Source organism: Streptomyces nitrosporeus (assembly GCF_008704555.1).
GTDB lineage: Bacteria > Actinomycetota > Actinomycetes > Streptomycetales > Streptomycetaceae > Streptomyces > Streptomyces nitrosporeus.
This window is the reverse complement of the sequence record NZ_CP023702.1, coordinates 1,355,258-1,373,085: the sequence shown is the minus strand read 5'-3', so window position 1 is coordinate 1,373,085 and position 17,828 is coordinate 1,355,258. Positions and strand designations below refer to the sequence as shown.

Genomic DNA, 17,828 nt, shown 5'->3' with positions numbered 1-17,828 from the left:
TTCCTCCCGGCGCCCCCGTGCGATCACGCCCGGGGCCGGGTTCACTGGAATGGCGGACCGGGCGCCGGACCCGCCGGAAACCGGTCGGCGTGCCGGCCGGGCGAGGGCGGTCCGCGGCGGCGCGGGGGGTGCCCGGGCATGACCGCGTCGCGGTGATGTACTAGAGTTATCTCGACATCGAGATATCTGCCGAGGCGCACCGCCGCCACTGCCTGGTAAGGGTTACCTAACTAATTCTTACCCTAGCGGATGGCGGGGCCGTAGGCGGCACCGAGCGGCACCGGCCGCCTATGAGGCGCGGCGCGGTTGAGCGCGCACATTGAAGAAGGAGACTGTCGTGTCGGCGAACAGCTTCGACGCCCGCAGCACGCTGCGCGTGGGTGACGAGTCGTACGAGATCTTCAGGCTGGACAAGGTCGAGGGCTCCGCGCGCCTCCCTTACAGCCTGAAGGTGCTGCTGGAGAACCTCCTCCGCACCGAGGACGGCGCGAACATCACCGCCGACCACATCCGGGCGCTGGGCGGATGGGACTCCCAGGCCCAGCCCAGCCAGGAGATCCAGTTCACGCCGGCCCGCGTGATCATGCAGGACTTCACCGGCGTCCCCTGCGTCGTCGACCTCGCCACCATGCGTGAGGCCGTCAAGGAGCTCGGCGGCGACCCGGCGAAGATCAACCCGCTGGCCCCGGCCGAGCTGGTCATCGACCACTCCGTCATCGCCGACAAGTTCGGCAGCAGCGACGCCTTCGCCCAGAACGTCGAGCTGGAGTACGGCCGCAACAAGGAGCGCTACCAGTTCCTGCGCTGGGGCCAGACCGCCTTCGACGAGTTCAAGGTCGTCCCCCCGGGCACCGGCATCGTCCACCAGGTCAACATCGAGCACCTGGCCCGCACGGTCATGGTCCGGGGCGGCCAGGCCTACCCCGACACCCTCGTCGGCACCGACTCGCACACCACCATGGTCAACGGCCTCGGTGTGCTGGGCTGGGGCGTCGGCGGCATCGAGGCCGAGGCCGCGATGCTCGGCCAGCCGGTCTCGATGCTCATCCCGCGCGTCGTCGGTTTCAAGCTGACCGGCGAGCTCCCGGCCGGCACCACCGCCACCGACCTCGTGCTGACCATCACAGAGATGCTCCGCAAGCACGGCGTCGTCGGCAAGTTCGTCGAGTTCTACGGTGAGGGCGTCGCCGCCACCTCCCTCGCGAACCGCGCCACCATCGGCAACATGTCCCCGGAGTTCGGCTCCACCGCCGCGATCTTCCCGATCGACGACGAGACGCTGAACTACCTGCGCCTGACCGGCCGCGACGCGCAGCAGGTCGCGCTCGTCGAGGCGTACGCCAAGGAGCAGGGCCTCTGGCTGGACCCGTCAGCCGAGCCGGACTTCTCCGAGAAGCTGGAACTCGACCTCTCCACGGTCGTCCCCTCCATCGCCGGCCCGAAGCGCCCGCAGGACCGCATCGTCCTGGCCGACGCCGCCCAGCAGTTCGCGCAGGACGTGCGCAACTACGTGGACGAGGTCGACGAGGCGGGCAAGGAGTCCTTCCCGGCCTCCGACGCCCCGGCCATCACGCCGAACGGCGGCCCGTCGAAGCCGGTCACCGTCACGGCCCCCGACGGCTCGACGTACGAGATCGACCACGGCGCCGTCACCGTCGCCGCGATCACCTCCTGCACCAACACCTCGAACCCCTACGTCATGGTCGCCGCGGCGCTCGTGGCCAAGAAGGCGGTCGAGAAGGGCCTGACCCGCAAGCCGTGGGTCAAGACCACCCTCGCCCCCGGCTCCAAGGTCGTCACCGACTACTTCGACAAGGCGGGCCTGACCCCCTACCTCGACAAGGTCGGCTTCAACCTCGTCGGCTACGGCTGCACCACCTGCATCGGCAACTCCGGCCCGCTGCCGGAGGAGGTCTCCAAGGCGGTCAACGAGCACGACCTGGCCGTGACCTCGGTGCTCTCCGGCAACCGCAACTTCGAGGGCCGGATCAACCCCGACGTCAAGATGAACTACCTGGCGTCCCCGCCGCTGGTCGTCGCGTACGCCATCGCCGGTTCGATGAAGGTCGACATCACCAAGGACGCCCTCGGCGTCGACCAGGACGGCAACGCCGTCCACCTCGCGGACATCTGGCCGACGGAGGCCGAGGTCAACGACGTCGTGGCGAACGCCATCGGCGAGGACATGTTCAACAAGTCCTACCAGGACGTCTTCGCGGGTGACGCCCAGTGGCAGGCGCTGCCGATCCCGACCGGCAACACCTTCGAGTGGGACTCCGAGTCCACCTACGTGCGCAAGCCCCCGTACTTCGAGGGCATGACGATGGAGACGACCCCGGTCGAGGACATCACCGGCGCCCGTGTCCTCGCCAAGCTGGGCGACTCGGTCACCACCGACCACATCTCCCCGGCCGGTGCGATCAAGGCCGACACCCCGGCCGGCAAGTACCTCACGGAGCACGGCATCGAGCGCCGTGACTTCAACTCCTACGGCTCGCGCCGTGGCAACCACGAGGTCATGATCCGCGGCACCTTCGCCAACATCCGCCTGCGCAACCAGATCGCGCCGGGCACCGAGGGCGGCTTCACCCGCGACTTCACGAAGGACGGCGCCCCGGTGTCGTTCATCTACGACGCCTCGCAGAACTACCAGGCCGCGGGCACCCCGCTCGTGATCCTGGCGGGCAAGGAGTACGGCTCCGGCTCGTCCCGTGACTGGGCGGCCAAGGGCACCGCGCTCCTCGGCGTCAAGGCCGTCATCGCCGAGTCCTACGAGCGCATCCACCGCTCGAACCTCATCGGCATGGGCGTCCTCCCGCTCCAGTTCCCGGAGGGCCAGACCGCCGAGACCCTCGGTCTGACCGGCGAGGAGACCTTCTCCTTCACCGGTGTGACCGAGCTGAACGACGGCACCACCCCGCGCACCGTCAAGGTCACCACCGACACCGGTGTGGAGTTCGACGGCGTCGTCCGCATCGACACGCCGGGTGAGGCGGACTACTACCGCAACGGCGGCATCCTGCAGTACGTGCTCCGCAGCCTGATCCGCAAGTAAGCGGACCGGTAAGTGAGCGAGGGCCGCACCCACCGGGGTGCGGCCCTTCGCCGTCCCTCGTCCCCGCCCCCGTCCCGCCGCCCCTCCCGTCTCCCGCCCCGTCCCGCCGCCCCCCGTCTCCCCGCTTCCCGCCCCCGCTCCGCCACCCCGCACGCGGCCCCTGCCGCCCGGTACGGGCCCCGGCCCCGCACACGGCCCTCGCCGTCCGGTACGGCCGCTGCCTCCCGGTACAGCCGTTACCTCCCGGTACGGCCACTCGCCGATAGGGTCACAAGCCTGATGAAGAACACGCTCACCTCGCCCGCGGCCAAAGCCGGATACGAGTCCGTACGGCGCCACAACCTCAGCCTCGTGCTGCGCACCGTCCGCGAGGAGGGCGAGGTCACCCGGGCCAGGGTGGCGAGCCTCGTCGGACTCACCCGGGCCGCCGTCTCCTCCCTCGTCGAGGAACTCCTCGCACTGGGCTGCCTCAGCGAGTCGGGCAAGACCTCCAGCGGGTCCGCCGGGCGCCCCGGCACCGTCCTCACCCTCTCCCGGACCGGTCCGGCGGGACTCGGGGTGGAGATCAACATCGACTACGTCTCGGTGTGCGCCGTCGATCTCACCGGCACCGACCGGGTCCGCGTCATCGAGCACACCGATCACCGCGGTGTCCCGCCCGCCGAGGTGCTTGCCCACGCCGCACGCCTCACCAACCGGGTCATCGGGTCCACCCGTGAGCAGCAGCTGCGGGTGGTGGGCGTCGAACTGGCCCTGCCCGGCCTGGTGTCCGGAGGTGTCGTACGGCAGGCCCCCAACCTCGGCTGGAGCAGGGTCGCCGCCGAGGGCATCTTCGGGCAGGCACTCAGCACCCTGCGTCCCGCCGGACGCGCCCTGGCCGTCGGCTCCGACAACGAGGCCAACCTGGCGGCCCTGGCCGAGTACTGGTTCGGCGGTCTCGGCGGCCTGCGCACCTTCCTCTACCTCACCGGTGAGATCGGCGTCGGCGGCGCCCTCGTCCTGAACGGCGAGATCCTGCGGGGCGCCCACGGGTTCGCCGGTGAGATCGGCCATGTGGTCGTCGACCCGCAGGGGCCGCAGTGCCGGTGCGGGGCGCGCGGCTGCCTGGAGCAGTACGCGGGACGGGCCGCCCTGTTCGAGGCGGCCGGCATCGACTGCGGCCAGGGCGTGCGGGGAGCGGCCGAGCTGGAGCAGCGGGCCGCCGCCGGGGACCCCAGGACCGTCGAGGCGCTGCGGACGGCGGGGGACCGGCTGGGCGTGGTCCTGGCCGGGGCGGTCAACCTCTTCGACCCGGAGGCGGTCGTGCTCGGCGGGATCTACCGGAACCTCATGCCGTGGCTGATCGAGGCCGCGGACGCCCAGCTCACCACCCGGGTGGTCTCCGGCCGCTGGCACGAGGGCGGCAGCAGGCTGCGCGCCTCCTCCCTCTCCGGCGACGCGGCGCGGGGGGCGGCGGCCCGGGTGATGTACGAGGTGATGGAGAACCCGGCGGCGTACGCGGTGCGCTGACCGCCGCGCTGCGCGCTCCGGCGGTGGCACGGGCCCTGGCACGGCCCGCGGGCCGGTTCCGCGGTCCTCGCCGCCGGGGCGTCACCTCCGGGCGCCCGGACCACGGTGCGGGCGCCCGGAGGCGACGGCCTCAGGGGTGGTGCGCCACGTACTGCTTGTCGAGCAGCGCGAGATGGCCGCCCATGGACTTGTTCGGGTTGAGCGCGTTCACCTTGAAGACGTCCGAGTAGGACGTCCCGTTCTGCGTCCACTCCAGCTGGTAGTCGATACTCGAACAGACGTGGTAGCTGCCGGTCAGCATCCTGGCCGTCGCGGTGACCTTCACCTCGCTGATGCCCGCCTGGAGGATCATCTTCTTGACCAGCGTCTCCAGGACCAGGTGGTGCCCGTTGGCGGCGGCGAGCCCGGCGGCCAGGTTCTCCGGCGCGTTCGGCTGGGTGCCGTCGTGGCCGCCCATCGTGAACGCGATCAGATGGAGCCACTGCCAGTCGCCGTCGGCCATGTTGCTCGCCTTGGCGGCCTCGGAGGCCGAAACCCCCTTCATCGCGCCGTTCTGGTCGGGCTTGTGGCCGTCACGCTTGCCCCCGCCCCAGCGGTTGAGCACCTTCTGGTCGACCGTGACGGGGCCGGCGGTCTTGGTGGCCTGCGTGAACGGCATCAGCCCTCTGCCGAGCGCCGCGGTGGGCACCTGGGCCAGGGCGGGCGGCAGGGCGAAGTCGGGCACCTCGGCGGGCATGTCCTTGGCGTAGGTGATCATGCGGTGCGTGGTGCCGCCGGGGGAGTCGAAGGCGTAGGTGGCGCCGCGTCCCATCTCGGTGCCGTCGCCGAGGAGGACCTGGTCGGGTGTGGTGGAGCCGGGAACCGGCTTCAGGGCGGGAGACTCGTAGAAGGGCAGTTCGCCGAGCGACTTCGAGGAGGCCGCCTGCTTGCCCGGGGACAGCGGGGGCTTCACCATCAGCCACTGCTTGTCGCTCTTGGAGTGCATCAGGCCACCGCCGTCCGAGAGCCGGGCACGGGCGCTCAGGTAGGTGTAGACCGCCTCGACCTCCGCCCGGAGCACCGACCAGGACTCCTTGTCCCAGTGCCATTCGGGGTCCTCCGTGGGACCGGGGTTCTCCGTGTAGAGGCGCTCCAGGCTCTCCCTGCCGATCTGGTACAGCTTCTTGGACCGGCCGCCGCCCCCCGAGCCGTCCGCGGCCGGCGCGGGCCGCACCGTCGCCTTCAGGATGTTGCCCATGAAGCTCAGGTTCTCGGGCTTCTGCGCGGAGAGCGCCTTGGTCACCGCCGCGAGGCGGCCCGCGTCGGCCGTGGACGGATAGTCGATGCTCATCCCGGAGCCGGTACTGGACTGGCTCGCCATCTCGGTGTCACTCGTCCGTTGCACCGCTGCCCCCGGGCCCGCCCCGCCGGGCGCCGGCGCGTCCCGGTCGTGGGGGTGCCGGACCGGTGCCGGGCCGCCGAGCACCCGCCTGGCGTTGGCCTCCGCCTCCCGCTCGAAGCGGTCCGAGGGGTCCGAGACGCTCAGTCCCGCACCGTTGTCGGTACCCGCGACCGGGCCCTGCCGCTGCTGGATGACATGGGTCAGCTCATGGGCCAGGGTGTGCCGGTCGCCCCCGCCGGCACCGATGACGACATGGCTGCCGGAGGTGTAGGCACGGGCACCCACCTCGGCGGCCGACGCCCTCGCGGCGGCGTCCGTGTGGACGCGTACGTCGGAGAAGTCGGCGCCGAGCCGGGCCTCCATGTCGGTGCGGGTGGCCTCGTCCAGCGGACGGCCCCCGGACCGCAGTACGGCGTGGACGGCGGAGCGCTGCACGGTGGCGGACGGGTCTGCGCCGCCCCCGCCGCGCGGCGGGCCCGCCTGGGCCCCGGGGTGCCCGGCCCGGCGGAGCATCTGGACCACGGCCGCGTTGCCGGCCTCGCCCTGCAGGGCGAGGAGCCGCCCGCCGGGCGCCTGCGGCGCGGCGGCCGGCCCGCGGGCCGGGGCGTGGTCCGGATCCGTCCTGACGTTCTCGTGGTCGCGCAAGGCCGCCTCTTCCGGTACGGGGACTCCGACCCCTCCTGCGTACACGGCGAAGGAGCGGACCGCCAGGTACCCGGGGGCAGCGCGCACCGGCCCCGCGGGCAGAACACGGCGCCCCCGGCGGACCCGCGCACCCGGGGGCACCGCCCCGCGCACCGCCGCGCGGCCCCGGGGGCGGAGAAGACGGGACCAGGGCGGAGGGAAACGGAACCGGGGGCGCACGCGCGGTGGAACACGCGTACGCCCCCGGGTGGCCGGACGGGCCGGGTCAGACGGCCCGGTGGGCCGCGATCAGCTGCTGGTACCAGCGGTAGCTGTCCTTCGGGGTGCGCTCCAGGGTGTCGTAGTCGACCCGGATGATCCCGAACCGCTTCGCGTAGCCCAGCGCCCACTCGAAGTTGTCCAGCAGCGACCACACGTAGTACCCGCGGACGTCCACACCCGCGTCCATGGCCCCCCGCAGGGCGGTCAGGTGGTCGCGGAGGTACTCCACCCGGTCGGTGTCACGGACCGAGCCGTCCGCCTCGACGGAGTCGAACTCCGCCGAGCCGTTCTCCGTGATGTGCACCGGCGGCAGCGCGTCACCGTAGGTCTGCTTCAGCGCGGTCAGCAGGTCGGTGAAGGTGTGCGGGACGACCGGCCAGCCCATCGCGGTCCTGCGGACCTCGGGGTACTCACCCTCGGTGTACCGGTTGTCCGTGGCCACACGCAGCGCCGGGTCCGCCTCGCGGTGCGGGGCCGCGGCCACCACGATCGGCCGGTAGTAGTTGATGCCGAGGAAGTCCAGCGGCTGGGAGATCAGCTCCAGGTCGCCCTCGCGGCGGAAGTCCTCACCGGTGATCAGCTCGCCCCAGGTCTCCTCCTCGGTGGCCGGGTAGCGGCCCGCGAGGATCGGCTCGGTCCACACCAGGTTGTGCTGGGTGTCCGCCCGTACGACGGCCGCGAGGTCCGCGTCCGACTCGGTGGCGGGGACGTTGCGGTCCAGGTTCAGCGTGATGCCCGCCTCGCGGACGCCCGCCGCGCGCAGCGCGGTCATCGCGTGGCCGTGGCCCACCAGCAGGTGGTGCGCGGCGGCCAGCGCCCCGCGGCCCTCCTGGGCGCCCGGCGCGTGCCGGCCGACCGAGTAGCCGAGGAAGGCGCTGCACCACGGCTCGTTGAGGGTGATCCAGCGCGGGACCCGGTCGCCCAGGTGCTCGGCCATGATCGCGGTGTACTCGCCGAAGCGCTCCGCCGTCTCGCGCACCCGCCAGCCGCCCTTGTCCTCCAGGGCCTGCGGCAGGTCCCAGTGGTAGAGGGTGGCGGCCGGCTCGATGCCCGCCTCCAGGAGGGAGTCCACGAGCCGGGAGTAGAAGTCCAGGCCCTTGGGGTTGACCGCCCCGCTGCCCTCCGCCTGGATCCGGGACCAGGAGATCGAGAAGCGGTAGGAGTCCACGCCCAGGTCGCGCAGGAGCGCCACGTCCTCGGGGTAGCGGTGGTAGTGGTCGCACGCCACGTCACCGGTGTCACCGCCGTCCGTGCGGCCGGGGGTGTGGCTGTAGGTGTCCCAGATGGACGGGCCGCGGCCGTCCTCCCGCACGGCACCCTCGATCTGGTACGAGGCCGTGGCCGCGCCGAAGACGAATCCGGGCGGGAAGACCGGGAAGTCACTCATGTGAACCCTTACTTGACGGAGCCGCCGGTGATCCCGGCGGCGATGTACTTCTGGGACAGGACCAGCAGGACGGCGGCGGGCACCGCGGAGAGCACCGAGGCGGCCATGACCGAACCCCAGTCACCGACGTGCGCGCCGATGTACTGGTAGATGCCGAGCGTGATCGGCTTGACCTCGTCCGTGGTGTTCAGCGTCAGGGCGAACATGAAGTCGCTCCACGCGTACAGGAACGAGAACAGCCCGGCGGTGATCAGCGAGTTGCGGCTCATCGGCAGGACGACCTGGACGAACGTACGGATGCGGCCCGCGCCGTCCACCTCGGCGGCCTCGATGACCTCACGCGGGATGGACACCATGAACGAGCGCATCAGCACGATCGCGAACGGGATGCCCAGCGAGGCGTCCGCCAGCATCAGGCCGAAGTAGGAGTTGACCAGGCCGAGGTCGACGTACGCGCTGTACAGGGCGTTGGCGATGACGATGCCGGGCACCATCTGGGTGATCAGCGTGCCGAAGACGATCGTCTTGCTGCCGCGCAGCTTGAACTGCGCCAGACCGTACGCGGCGGGCGCGGCGACGGCCAGGCAGATGGCCACGGCGCCCAGCGCCACGGCCAGCGAGGTCAGCAGGTTGCCGCCCTGCTCGGTGATGGCCGAGGTGAAGCCGGAGAAGTCCACGCCCGTCGGGACCGGGCCCACGTCGACCAGGCTCGCGTCCGGCTGGAGCGCGGTGTTGATCATCCAGTACAGCGGGAAGAGCATGACCGCGAGGATGACGAGGCCGAAGACGGTCGCGCCCCAGCGGCGCTTCGGCCGGACGGTCGCGGGAGCCGGGGCGGCGGGGATCTGGGTGGTGGTCGCCATGCCGGTCACTTCCCCTCGTTGCGGTTGACCCGCAGGTAGAACACCGCGAAGACGGCGGAGATCAGGATCAGGATGTTGCCGACCACGGCACCGGCACCGAAGTCCATCTGGACGAAGGAGTTCTGGTAGGTGAGCGTGCCGAGCGTCTGGGTGGAGTCGGCGGGACCGCCGTCGGTGAGGGCCAGCACCAGGTCGAGGATCTTGACCGTGGACATGAAGCCGAGGACCAGTACCACGGTGATGACGGGCTTGAGCATGGGCAGCGTGACCGAGCGGAACGTACGCCAGGCGGAGGCCCCGTCGAGGGCGGCGGCTTCGTGCAGCTCCTTGGGGACCTCCTGGAGGCCGCCGTAGAGGATCACCATGTTGAACGGGATGCCGATCCAGATGTTCACCAGGATCACCGAGACCAGCGCCATGCTGGTGCTGGTCAGCCAGGGGGTGTCACCGGGCAGGCCGATGGTGCCGAGGAAGGAGTTCAGGACACCCGTGTCCTGGTCGAAGATGCGCCGCCAGACGATGCCGGAGACGACCATGGGGACCAGCCACGGCAGCAGGATGAGCGAGCGCAGGATCCCGTTCAGCGGGAAGCGGCGGGTGAAGAAGACGGCGAGCGCCAGACCGATGCAGAACTGGCCGACGAGCGATCCGACGGTGAAGAGGATCGTCTGCCACAGGGCCTTGCCGAACAGCCCGTCGCTGAAGACGTTGCTCCAGTTGTCCGTTCCGTTGAACGGCGCCTCACCGGTGAAGAAGGTGGTCGGCGAGTAGTCCTGGAAGCTCATCACGATGTTGCGGACGAGCGGGTAGCCGAAGAACAGCGCCATGAAGATCACGGCGGGGGCGATGAAGCCCCACTGGGCGAGCTGCCTGCGGCGCTTCGCGCCCTGCGGGCTGAGCGGCTTCTTGGCGGCGGCGGTGCCCGCGGTCTGCGGGGCGCCCGCCGTGGCCGCGGAGGCGGTGGTGGATGACATCGTTCGTTACCTCAGTTCCCGCTCGTGACCTGGCGCTGGGCGCGCTTCAGAGCGGCTTCGCTGGACTCGCCGGTGAGCGCGGACTGGAAGGCGCTCTGGAGGGCGAGCGACACCGACGACCACTGGGCGCCGACCTTCGCCGTACGCGAGCGCGCCGTCGAGACCTGTCCTGCCAGGGCCGCCAGCTCCGGGGCCTTCGTACGCCACACGGCGGCGGCCTTGGTGTTGGCCGGGACCATCCAGCTGTTCAGGGCGTAGGTGATCTGCTCCTGCTCGCTCGCCATACAGCCGATGATCTTGGCGGCCGTCTTCTCGCGCTCGCTGTCACCGGTGTTGGGCACCGTCAGCACACCGCCGCCCAGCGGGCCCACCGAGTCGTCCCCCGCCTCGGGGACCGGGATCTGGGCGATGCCCCAGTCCAGGCCCTTCTTGGCGTTCAGGGTCTCGACCTGCCACGGGCCGTTGATCATCATGGCCGCGTTGCCCGCCATGAACTGGTCGTTCACATCGGCCTGCGTCCAGTTGACCGTGGACTTGGAGAGGGAGCCGTCCTTCAGCAGCGCCTTCCAGTAGTCGAGCGCGCCGGCGACCTCGGGGGAGTCCAGCTCCGTCTCGTCACCGCCGTTGGACCACATGAACGGCGTGAACTGGAAGACGCCGTCCTCCGCGCCGCCCGCGCTCAGCGCCAGGCCGTACCGCTTGCCCTGGGTGAGCTCCTTGGCGGTGTCGCGCATCTCGTCCCAGGTCGTGGGCACCTTCAGCCCGGCCTTGTCGAGGATGTCCTTGTTGTAGAACAGCGCCAGGGTGTTCACCGTGCGCGCGGCCCCGTAGTACTCGCCGTCGTACGAGCCGAAGTCGACGATCCCCTCGGGGATGTCCGTCGTGGCCAGCCCGAGGTCCTTCAGCGGGATCAGGCCGCCGGCCTCGGCGAAGGTCGGCATCTCGGAGGCGTCGAGCTGGAGGACGTCCGGCAGCGACTTGGAGGACGCCATCCGCAGCGCCTTCGTCATCAGCTGCGCGGCCGGCACGCTCTGCTGCTCGATGGTGATACCGAGCTCCTTGCTGCACCGCTTCAGGGTGTCCCCGTCCCAGCGGTGGTACGACTCGTCGGTCGAGGAGTTCATGACGGTGTAGACGTCAGGATCCCGCTGCTGGCCGCACCCCGAGAGAACGGTGCCGGCGACGATCGCGGAGACGACGGTGAGGGGGACGACGATCCGCCTGGTACGGCGGTCACGGCGTCGGAGCCGCCCGTCCGGGGAGGGTTCTGTCACGGTGGTGCCCTTGCATTGAGAGGGTGGCCGGCCCCATGGGAACGCTCCCATGGGTTCATCGTCAACCCCCGGCGTGATCCGGCGGAGCCACGGCGGGGGGCGGGGGCCGTCCGGTACCGGGGGGCACCGGACGGACCCGGGCGTCAGCGGACGCCGAGGAGGTGTTCCATGGCGAGCTGGTCGAGTGCTTCGAAGGCCATGGAGCGGGTGGCGACGGTGTCGGCGTCGAAGTCCTCGTAGGCCGTCCTGTCGGCGAGGAGGGCCTTGAGGCCGTCCTCGGCGGTGGGGCGGGCGAGTTCGTCGAGGCGGGAGGCGGTCAGGGCCTCCTGGACGGCGGGATCGGCGCGGAAGGCCGCGGCCCGGTCCTTGAGGATGAGGTAGTTGCGCATGCAGTTCTTCGCGGACTCCCAGACCCCGTCGATGCCGTCGGTGCGCACCGGCTTGAAGTCGAAGTGGAGGGGGCCCTGGTAGTCGGAGCTCTCCAGCAGGTCCACGAGCCAGAACGCCTGGCGCAGGTCGCCGGCGCCGAAGCGGAAGTCCTGGTCGTACTTGATGCCGGACTGGCCGTTGAGGTCGATGTGGAAGAGCTTGCCGGCCCACAGGGCCTGGGCGATGCCGTGGGGGAAGTTCAGGCCGGCCATCTGCTCGTGGCCGGTCTCCGGGTTCACGCCGACCAGCTCGGGGCGCTCCAGGCGCTCGATGAAGGCCAGGGCGTGGCCGATGGTGGGCAGGAGGATGTCGCCGCGGGGCTCGTTGGGCTTGGGCTCGATGGCGAAGCGCAGGTCGTAGCCCTGCTCGGTGACGTACTCGCCCAGCAGGTCGAAGGCCTCCTTCATCCGGTCCAGGGCGACCCGCACGTCCTTGGCCGCACCGGACTCGGCGCCCTCGCGGCCGCCCCAGGCGACGTAGGTGGTGGCGCCGAGCTCGACGGCCAGGTCGATGTTGCGGATCACCTTGCGCAGCGCGAAACGGCGCACCTCGCGGTCGTTGGAGGTGAAACCGCCGTCCTTGAACACCGGGTGGGTGAACAGGTTCGTCGTGGCCATCGGGACCTTCAGCCCCGTCCGCTCCAGCGCGTCCCTGAACCGGGAGATGTGACCGGCACGCTCGCTCTCGGTGGACCCGAACGGGATCAGGTCGTCGTCGTGGAAGGTCACACCGTGCGCGCCCAGCTCCGCCAGCCGCTCGACCGACTCGACCGGGTCCAGCGCCGGACGCGTCGGCTCACCGAACGGGTCGTTGCCCCGCCAGCCCACGGTCCACAGACCGAAAGTGAACCTGTCAGCAGGAGTGGGAGTGAAGCGGTCCGACATTGCTCAGCCTCTTGTCGACGGGGGCCCGGGCGGCTGCGCTGCCACCCGACCCCATTTGTTTGCTTGCAGTACTAATACTCCATTCCGTTGGCGGTTTCTAGACCGTTTCCGTGATGTATCGGTCACGCGGCGCCAACGCCGCTGATACGGGCCTCTGCCCCGCTCTTCTGTTTACCGGGCAATCCGGGAATTTCCCTGTCTACCGGCCTCCTCGGACACATTTGTTTTGTGTACGATCAAAATCTGAGGAGCTATCGAGAGGGCCCGTAGCCGCAGGAGGCCGGGGCCTCGACGTCCCGTCCGGCTCCCCCGGGCGTACGGCGGCACCCAGCGGGCCCGTCCGGCCGCGGGCGCCCCGGCCCGCCCCCGGGTCCAGCACCTCAGCACCATCCGATCGGCTAAGGACCACCCCCATGAAGTTCACCGACGGCTTCTGGCAGTTGCGCAGCGGAGTGCACGCCTCGTACGCCACCGAAGTCCGTGACGTCCGTCTCGACGACGACCGCCTCGCCGCCTACGCGGCCGTGAAGCGCGTCGAGCGGCGCGGCGACACGCTGAACGCCCCGCTGATCACCGTGGACGCCCACGCGCCGGCCGAAGGCGTCATCGCGGTGCGCCTGACCCATCACGCGGGCAAGCGGCGCAAGGGCCCCGACTTCGCTCTGCCGGGTGCCGCCGGCCGGTCCGCCGCGGTCACCCGCACCGAGGGCACCACCGCCGAGCTGACCAGCGGCCCGCTCACCCTGCGGCTGCCCACCGAGGGCGCCTTCGGGCTGGAGTTCCTCGACCAGGACGGCCGTGTGCTGACCTCGGCCGGCCGCAAGGGCACCGCCTTCGCCACCGTCGAGGACGGCGGCCACCACATGTTCGCCCAGCTCGCCCTGGGCGTCGGCGAGACCGTCCACGGCCTCGGCGAGCGCTTCACGCCGTACGTCAAGAACGGCCAGGTCGTCGACATGTGGCAGGCCGACGGCGGCACCAGCAGCGAGCAGGCCTACAAGAACATCCCGTTCTACCTGTCCTCGCGCGGCTACGGCGTCTTCGTCAACCACCCCGGCAAGGTCTCCTTCGAGGTCGGCTCCGAGGCCGTCGGCCAGGTCCAGTTCAGCGTCGAGGACCAGACGCTGGAGTACTTCGTCATCGCCGGGCCCACCCCGAAGGACGTCCTGGCCCGCTACACCGCCCTCACCGGCCGGCCGGCCCTCCCGCCGGCCTGGTCCTTCGGCCTCTGGCTCACCACCTCCTTCACCACCTCCTACGACGAGGCCACCGTCACCTCCTTCGTCGATGGCATGGCCGAGCGGGGCATCCCGCTCAGCGTCTTCCACTTCGACTGCTTCTGGATGCGCGAGTACCAGTGGTGCGACTTCGAGTGGGACCCGGCGGTCTTCCCCGACCCCGAGGGCATGATCGCCCGGCTCAAGGACAAGGGCCTGAAGATCTGCGTCTGGATCAACCCCTACATCGGGCAGAAGAGCCCCCTGTACGAAGAGGGCGCCGCCAAGGGCTACTTCGTCGAGACCACCGACGGCGACATCTGGCAGTGGGACAAGTGGCAGGCCGGCATGGCCCTGGTCGACTTCACCAACCCGGAGGCCACCGCCTGGTTCCAGGCCAAGCTCAAGGTCCTCCTGGACCAGGGCGTGGACGGTTTCAAGACCGACTTCGGCGAGCGCATCCCCACCGGTGTGGTCTGGCACGACGGCTCCGACCCGGAGCGCATGCACAACTACTACACCCACCTCTACAACAAGGCCGTCTTCGAACTCCTGGAGGAGGAGCGCGGTGCCGGTGAGGCGGTCCTCTTCGCCCGCTCCGCCGCCGCCGGCGGCCAGCAGTTCCCGGTGCACTGGGGCGGCGACTGCTGGTCCTCCTTCGAGGCGATGGCGGAGTCGCTGCGCGGCGGACTGTCCCTGTCGCTGTCCGGCTTCGGCTTCTGGAGCCACGACATCGGCGGCTTCGAGGGCACGCCCGACCCGGCGGTCTTCAAGCGCTGGCTCGCCTTCGGCCTGCTCTCCTCCCACAGCCGCCTGCACGGCTCCTCGTCGTACCGGGTGCCGTGGGAGTTCGGCGACGAGGCGGTGGACGTGGCGCGGAAGTTCACCCGCCTCAAGCACCGCCTGATGCCCTACCTCTACGGAGCTGCGGCCGAGGCGCACCGCACCGGCGTCCCGACCATGCGGCCCCTGCTGCTGGAGTTCCCGGACGACCCGACGGCCCGCACCGCGGACCGCCAGTACCTCCTGGGCCCCGATCTGCTGGTCGCTCCGGTCTTCACGGCCGGCGGAGAGGTGGAGTACTACGTCCCCGAGGGCACCTGGACCCACTTCCTGACCGGCGAGACCGTCACCGGCCCGGCCTGGCGCCAGGAGGTCCACGGCTTCGACAGCCTGCCCCTGCTGGTGCGCCAGGGCGCCGTCCTGGCCCTCGGCGCGGACGAGTCCCGCCCGGACGGCGACTGGCTGACGGACCTGGAACTGCGCGTTTACGCCCCGGAGGGCACCGGCGACTTCACCCGCGCGGTGGCGGTCCCCGGACTCACCGGCGAGACCGCCGCCACCTACGAGGTGGTGTACGAGGGCGGCGAGGTCCGCGTCACGGCCGACACGGACCGGCCGTACACCGTCACGCTCGTGGGCTGACGGGCTGACGGGCTGACGGCCGGCCCGCTCCGGGCATGCCCCGCGCCGGTCCCGCCGTCGCGCCGGACCCGCCCCCGCGGGCCGGCGCGGCGGCGGACCCGGTGACGGCGTCCGGCCGCGCCGCGGGACGGCCGGGCGGTGGCACGCCACGGACGCCACGGCCCTCCCCGGCGGACGGGCGGACGCCTTTCAGCCGGGGAAGGGCACCGGCCCCGGCGGGAGGACCGCGGGGCGGCCCCGGGTCGCGGAGACGACACCCGTGACCAGCGCGGTGACCATCAGGAGGACGCCGAGCAACAGGGCCGCCCCCCGCCCCAGGAGCCCGGCCGGGCCGTCCGGGACCCTGGCCGACACACCGGCCGCGGCGACCGTGCCCGCGTGGTCGTCCAGGAAGGAGCGGGAATCGCGGGCGGCGGCCCGGGAGTCACCGAGCACGAAGAGCCGCCCTTCGGGGACCCGTACGTCGTATCCGGGCGTCCCGCCGGACGGGTCGCCGTCCTTGACGTACGGCTCGAAGAGCGGTTCGCCGTTCACCACCACCGGCCCGTCGGGCCCCTGTGCGACGCGGTCGCCCCCCACACCGATCACCCGTCCCAGGACGGGCCTGCCCATGTAGCGGTCGTCCCCCGTGTCGTACAGGACCACGTCCCCGCGCCGGACCTCCCCGGCGCCTGTCCGTTCGAGGACGAGGTGATCGCGGCCCGTGTACGTCGGTTCCATGGCGGAGCCGGCCACCCGCACGCCCGTGTAACCGGTACCGATCAGCGTCACCGCCCCCGCCAGCAGCAGCGCTCCCGCCACTCCGGACACCCACGCCACACGCCGCAGCCCTCGCCCCGCCCGCCCCACGGCCCCTCCTCGAATCTGTGTGCGAGGAGGCTACCGGTCACCTCCCGGCGTGCGCCGGCCGGGGCGACGGCGCCGGACGGTGGCATTCCGCGGGGCGTGGGAATCCGCGGGACGGTGGGACTCCGCGGGGCAGGGGCGCCGGGCGGGGCGGGGAACGGCGGAGGCCGGCACCCCGCCCCCGAGGTGCCGGCCGGTTCCGTCCGCGGACGACGCCCGCGGGGTGGTCAGGCGGCCTGCTTCTTCAACGACGTCAGATGGGCGAAGACGACGACGTTGGCCGAGTAGCCGTTCTTCTTGTCGAACCGCCCCCCGCAGGTGAGCAGCCGCAGCTCCGGGCGGCCGGTGGCCCCGTAGACCTTCTCGTCCGGGAACTCGTCCTTCGTGTACGTCTTCACCGCGTCGACGGTGAAGACCGCGGTGCGGCGGTCGGCCCGGGTGACCTTCACCGTGTCGCCCCGCCGCAGGGCGTTGAGGTTGAGGAAGATCGCCGGCCCTGTCTCCGTGTCGCGGTGGCCGACGATCAGGGAGGTCCCGGCTTCGCCGGGGGAGGGGCCCTTCCGGTACCAGCCCACCAGGTTGGGCTTGTCCAGCGGAGGGGCACCGAGCCGGCCCTTCTTGTCGAGACCCAGGCCGGTGACCGGGGCCTCGATGAAGATGGCGGGAACGGCGATCTTCACCGGGCGGGAGTGCACCAGCGGCGCATGGGAGGCGGGCACCTGCTCCTGCGGCCTGTGCGGAGCCCTCCGGAACGGCTCCGCCCCGCCGCCCGCGGCGTCACTGCCGCGGGCGGCGGCGGCCGACGCGCCGTCCTCGGGCGGGTCCGAACCCGCCCAGACGATGCCGGCCACCAGCGAGGAGGTCACGCACAGCGTCATGGTCAGACGGCATGCACGCGTGGGTCCCCGTCGCCGTCGCCGTCGGCTACGGGCGTCAGGCCTGGTTGCGGGCACGGCGGAGTGCGGTCCGGCGGACCAGGACGAGGCCGGCGATCCCGGCCGCACCGGCGGCCAGCGCGGCGGTGGTCCCGAGGCCCGAGTCACTCTCGGAGCTCACGCTCTCCATGTCCGGCACGCCACCGCCGCCCGCGGGGACGGCGCCGGACGGCTTCTCGTAGCCCTTGCCGGAGCCCGACTGCGATCCGTCCCGGTTGCCGTCCCCGCCCTGGCGGCTGTCCCCGGCGTTCTGGGGCTTGGTGCAGTCGACCTCGAAGCTCTTCTGCCGCGGACCGGAGGTGACGGTCCACACCAGCTGGTACGTGCCTTCCGGGAGCAGGTACTCCTGGCTGGTGCCCCTGCCGTCGACGAGCGGGAGGGTGCCCAGCAGTGTGTCGCCCGGGGGCACGGTCGGCGGCTGCTCGGTGATGGTCCAGGGGACCGCGGGGAGGGTTTCGAAGTTCTTGGCCACGAGCACGAACTTGCAGACCTCGACCCCGGCGGTCTTGCCCTCCGAGGCCCAGCCCGCGGCCCGGACGTCGAGGTCGCCGTTGTCGCCGGGGAGGGCGTGGGCGGCCGGGGCTGCGGCCAGCGTGACTCCGGCGGCGGCGACCGCGGCGGCGAGAGCGGTGCCTGCGCGGACAGTGCGGGAACGGGGTGACGCGGACATACGCATGGGGGACTCCTTGAAGCCGAGATGTGATTGTCGTACTGATCACCTGATCGCCTAAGAAATGCCATGG

Annotated in this window: 12 protein-coding genes; 3 read left to right on the top strand and 9 right to left on the bottom strand. The window is 71.3% G+C overall.

Features of this window, described 5'->3' with window-relative positions:
• The first annotated feature begins 337 nt into the window (after positions 1–337).
• Together acnA and CP967_RS05960 are read left to right on the top strand one after the other, a co-directional pair.
• Entirely contained in the window at positions 338–3,055 is a 2,718-nt protein-coding gene (acnA, locus tag CP967_RS05965; RefSeq protein ID WP_150486944.1) for an aconitate hydratase AcnA, read from the top strand.
• Positions 3,056–3,334: 279 nt separating this feature from the next.
• Positions 3,335–4,564, top strand: coding sequence for an ROK family protein (locus CP967_RS05960; protein ID WP_150486943.1), 1,230 nt, complete (start codon positions 3,335–3,337; stop codon positions 4,562–4,564).
• Positions 4,565–4,694: 130 nt separating this feature from the next.
• Here the strand turns inward: CP967_RS05960 and CP967_RS35355 are convergent, their stop codons facing one another.
• The 6 genes from CP967_RS35355 to xylA form a co-directional block, all read right to left on the bottom strand.
• Positions 4,695–6,590 (bottom strand): eCIS core domain-containing protein, encoded by a 1,896-nt coding sequence (locus tag CP967_RS35355; protein WP_373300403.1) that lies wholly within the window; start codon positions 6,588–6,590, stop codon positions 4,695–4,697.
• Between the two features lie 265 nt (positions 6,591–6,855).
• Positions 6,856–8,238 (bottom strand): GH1 family beta-glucosidase, encoded by a 1,383-nt coding sequence (locus tag CP967_RS05950; RefSeq protein ID WP_150486942.1) that lies wholly within the window; start codon positions 8,236–8,238, stop codon positions 6,856–6,858.
• An 8-nt stretch (positions 8,239–8,246) separates the two neighbouring features.
• Positions 8,247–9,101 carry a carbohydrate ABC transporter permease gene (locus tag CP967_RS05945; protein ID WP_150486941.1) on the bottom strand — a complete coding sequence of 285 codons (855 nt, stop codon included), beginning with the start codon at positions 9,099–9,101 and terminating at the stop codon, positions 8,247–8,249.
• 5 nt (positions 9,102–9,106) lie between these two features.
• Entirely contained in the window at positions 9,107–10,075 is a 969-nt protein-coding gene (locus CP967_RS05940; protein WP_150486940.1) for a carbohydrate ABC transporter permease, read from the bottom strand.
• A gap of 11 nt (positions 10,076–10,086) precedes the next feature.
• Entirely contained in the window at positions 10,087–11,400 is a 1,314-nt protein-coding gene (locus tag CP967_RS05935) for a sugar ABC transporter substrate-binding protein (protein ID WP_229888478.1), read from the bottom strand.
• Between the two features lie 92 nt (positions 11,401–11,492).
• Positions 11,493–12,662, bottom strand: coding sequence for a xylose isomerase (gene xylA, locus CP967_RS05930; protein WP_150486938.1), 1,170 nt, complete (start codon positions 12,660–12,662; stop codon positions 11,493–11,495).
• 413 nt (positions 12,663–13,075) lie between these two features.
• On the opposite strand from xylA, the gene yicI reads away from it, so the two are divergent.
• Positions 13,076–15,304 carry an alpha-xylosidase gene (gene yicI, locus CP967_RS05925; RefSeq protein WP_150486937.1) on the top strand — a complete coding sequence of 743 codons (2,229 nt, stop codon included), beginning with the start codon at positions 13,076–13,078 and terminating at the stop codon, positions 15,302–15,304.
• A 189-nt stretch (positions 15,305–15,493) separates the two neighbouring features.
• Here the strand turns inward: yicI and lepB are convergent, their stop codons facing one another.
• The 3 genes from lepB to CP967_RS05910 all read right to left on the bottom strand — a co-directional run bounded on the left by lepB (position 15,494) and on the right by CP967_RS05910 (position 17,761).
• Positions 15,494–16,123: a signal peptidase I gene (gene lepB, locus CP967_RS05920; protein ID WP_229888477.1), complete on the bottom strand. Its 630-nt coding sequence runs from the start codon at positions 16,121–16,123 to the stop codon at positions 15,494–15,496.
• Between the two features lie 254 nt (positions 16,124–16,377).
• Positions 16,378–17,028, bottom strand: a complete 651-nt coding sequence (locus CP967_RS05915) for a class F sortase (protein ID WP_150486936.1) — start codon at positions 17,026–17,028, stop codon at positions 16,378–16,380.
• Between the two features lie 55 nt (positions 17,029–17,083).
• The gene (locus tag CP967_RS05910) at positions 17,084–17,761 is read right to left on the bottom strand and encodes a hypothetical protein (RefSeq protein WP_150486935.1); all 678 of its coding nucleotides are present in this window, start codon (positions 17,759–17,761) and stop codon (positions 17,084–17,086) included.
• Positions 17,762–17,828: the final 67 nt, after the last annotated feature.

Coding starts and splice junctions, on each gene's coding strand:
- CP967_RS05960 (WP_150486943.1), top strand. CDS start 3,335: ATGAAGAACACGCTCACCTCGCCCGCGGCCAAAGCCGGATACGAGTCC.
- CP967_RS05950 (WP_150486942.1), bottom strand. CDS start 8,238: ATGAGTGACTTCCCGGTCTTCCCGCCCGGATTCGTCTTCGGCGCGGCC.
- CP967_RS05945 (WP_150486941.1), bottom strand. CDS start 9,101: ATGGCGACCACCACCCAGATCCCCGCCGCCCCGGCTCCCGCGACCGTC.
- CP967_RS05940 (WP_150486940.1), bottom strand. CDS start 10,075: ATGTCATCCACCACCGCCTCCGCGGCCACGGCGGGCGCCCCGCAGACC.
- CP967_RS05935 (WP_229888478.1), bottom strand. CDS start 11,400: ATGGGAGCGTTCCCATGGGGCCGGCCACCCTCTCAATGCAAGGGCACC.
- xylA (WP_150486938.1), bottom strand. CDS start 12,662: ATGTCGGACCGCTTCACTCCCACTCCTGCTGACAGGTTCACTTTCGGT.
- yicI (WP_150486937.1), top strand. CDS start 13,076: ATGAAGTTCACCGACGGCTTCTGGCAGTTGCGCAGCGGAGTGCACGCC.
- CP967_RS05915 (WP_150486936.1), bottom strand. CDS start 17,028: ATGACGCTGTGCGTGACCTCCTCGCTGGTGGCCGGCATCGTCTGGGCG.
- CP967_RS05910 (WP_150486935.1), bottom strand. CDS start 17,761: ATGCGTATGTCCGCGTCACCCCGTTCCCGCACTGTCCGCGCAGGCACC.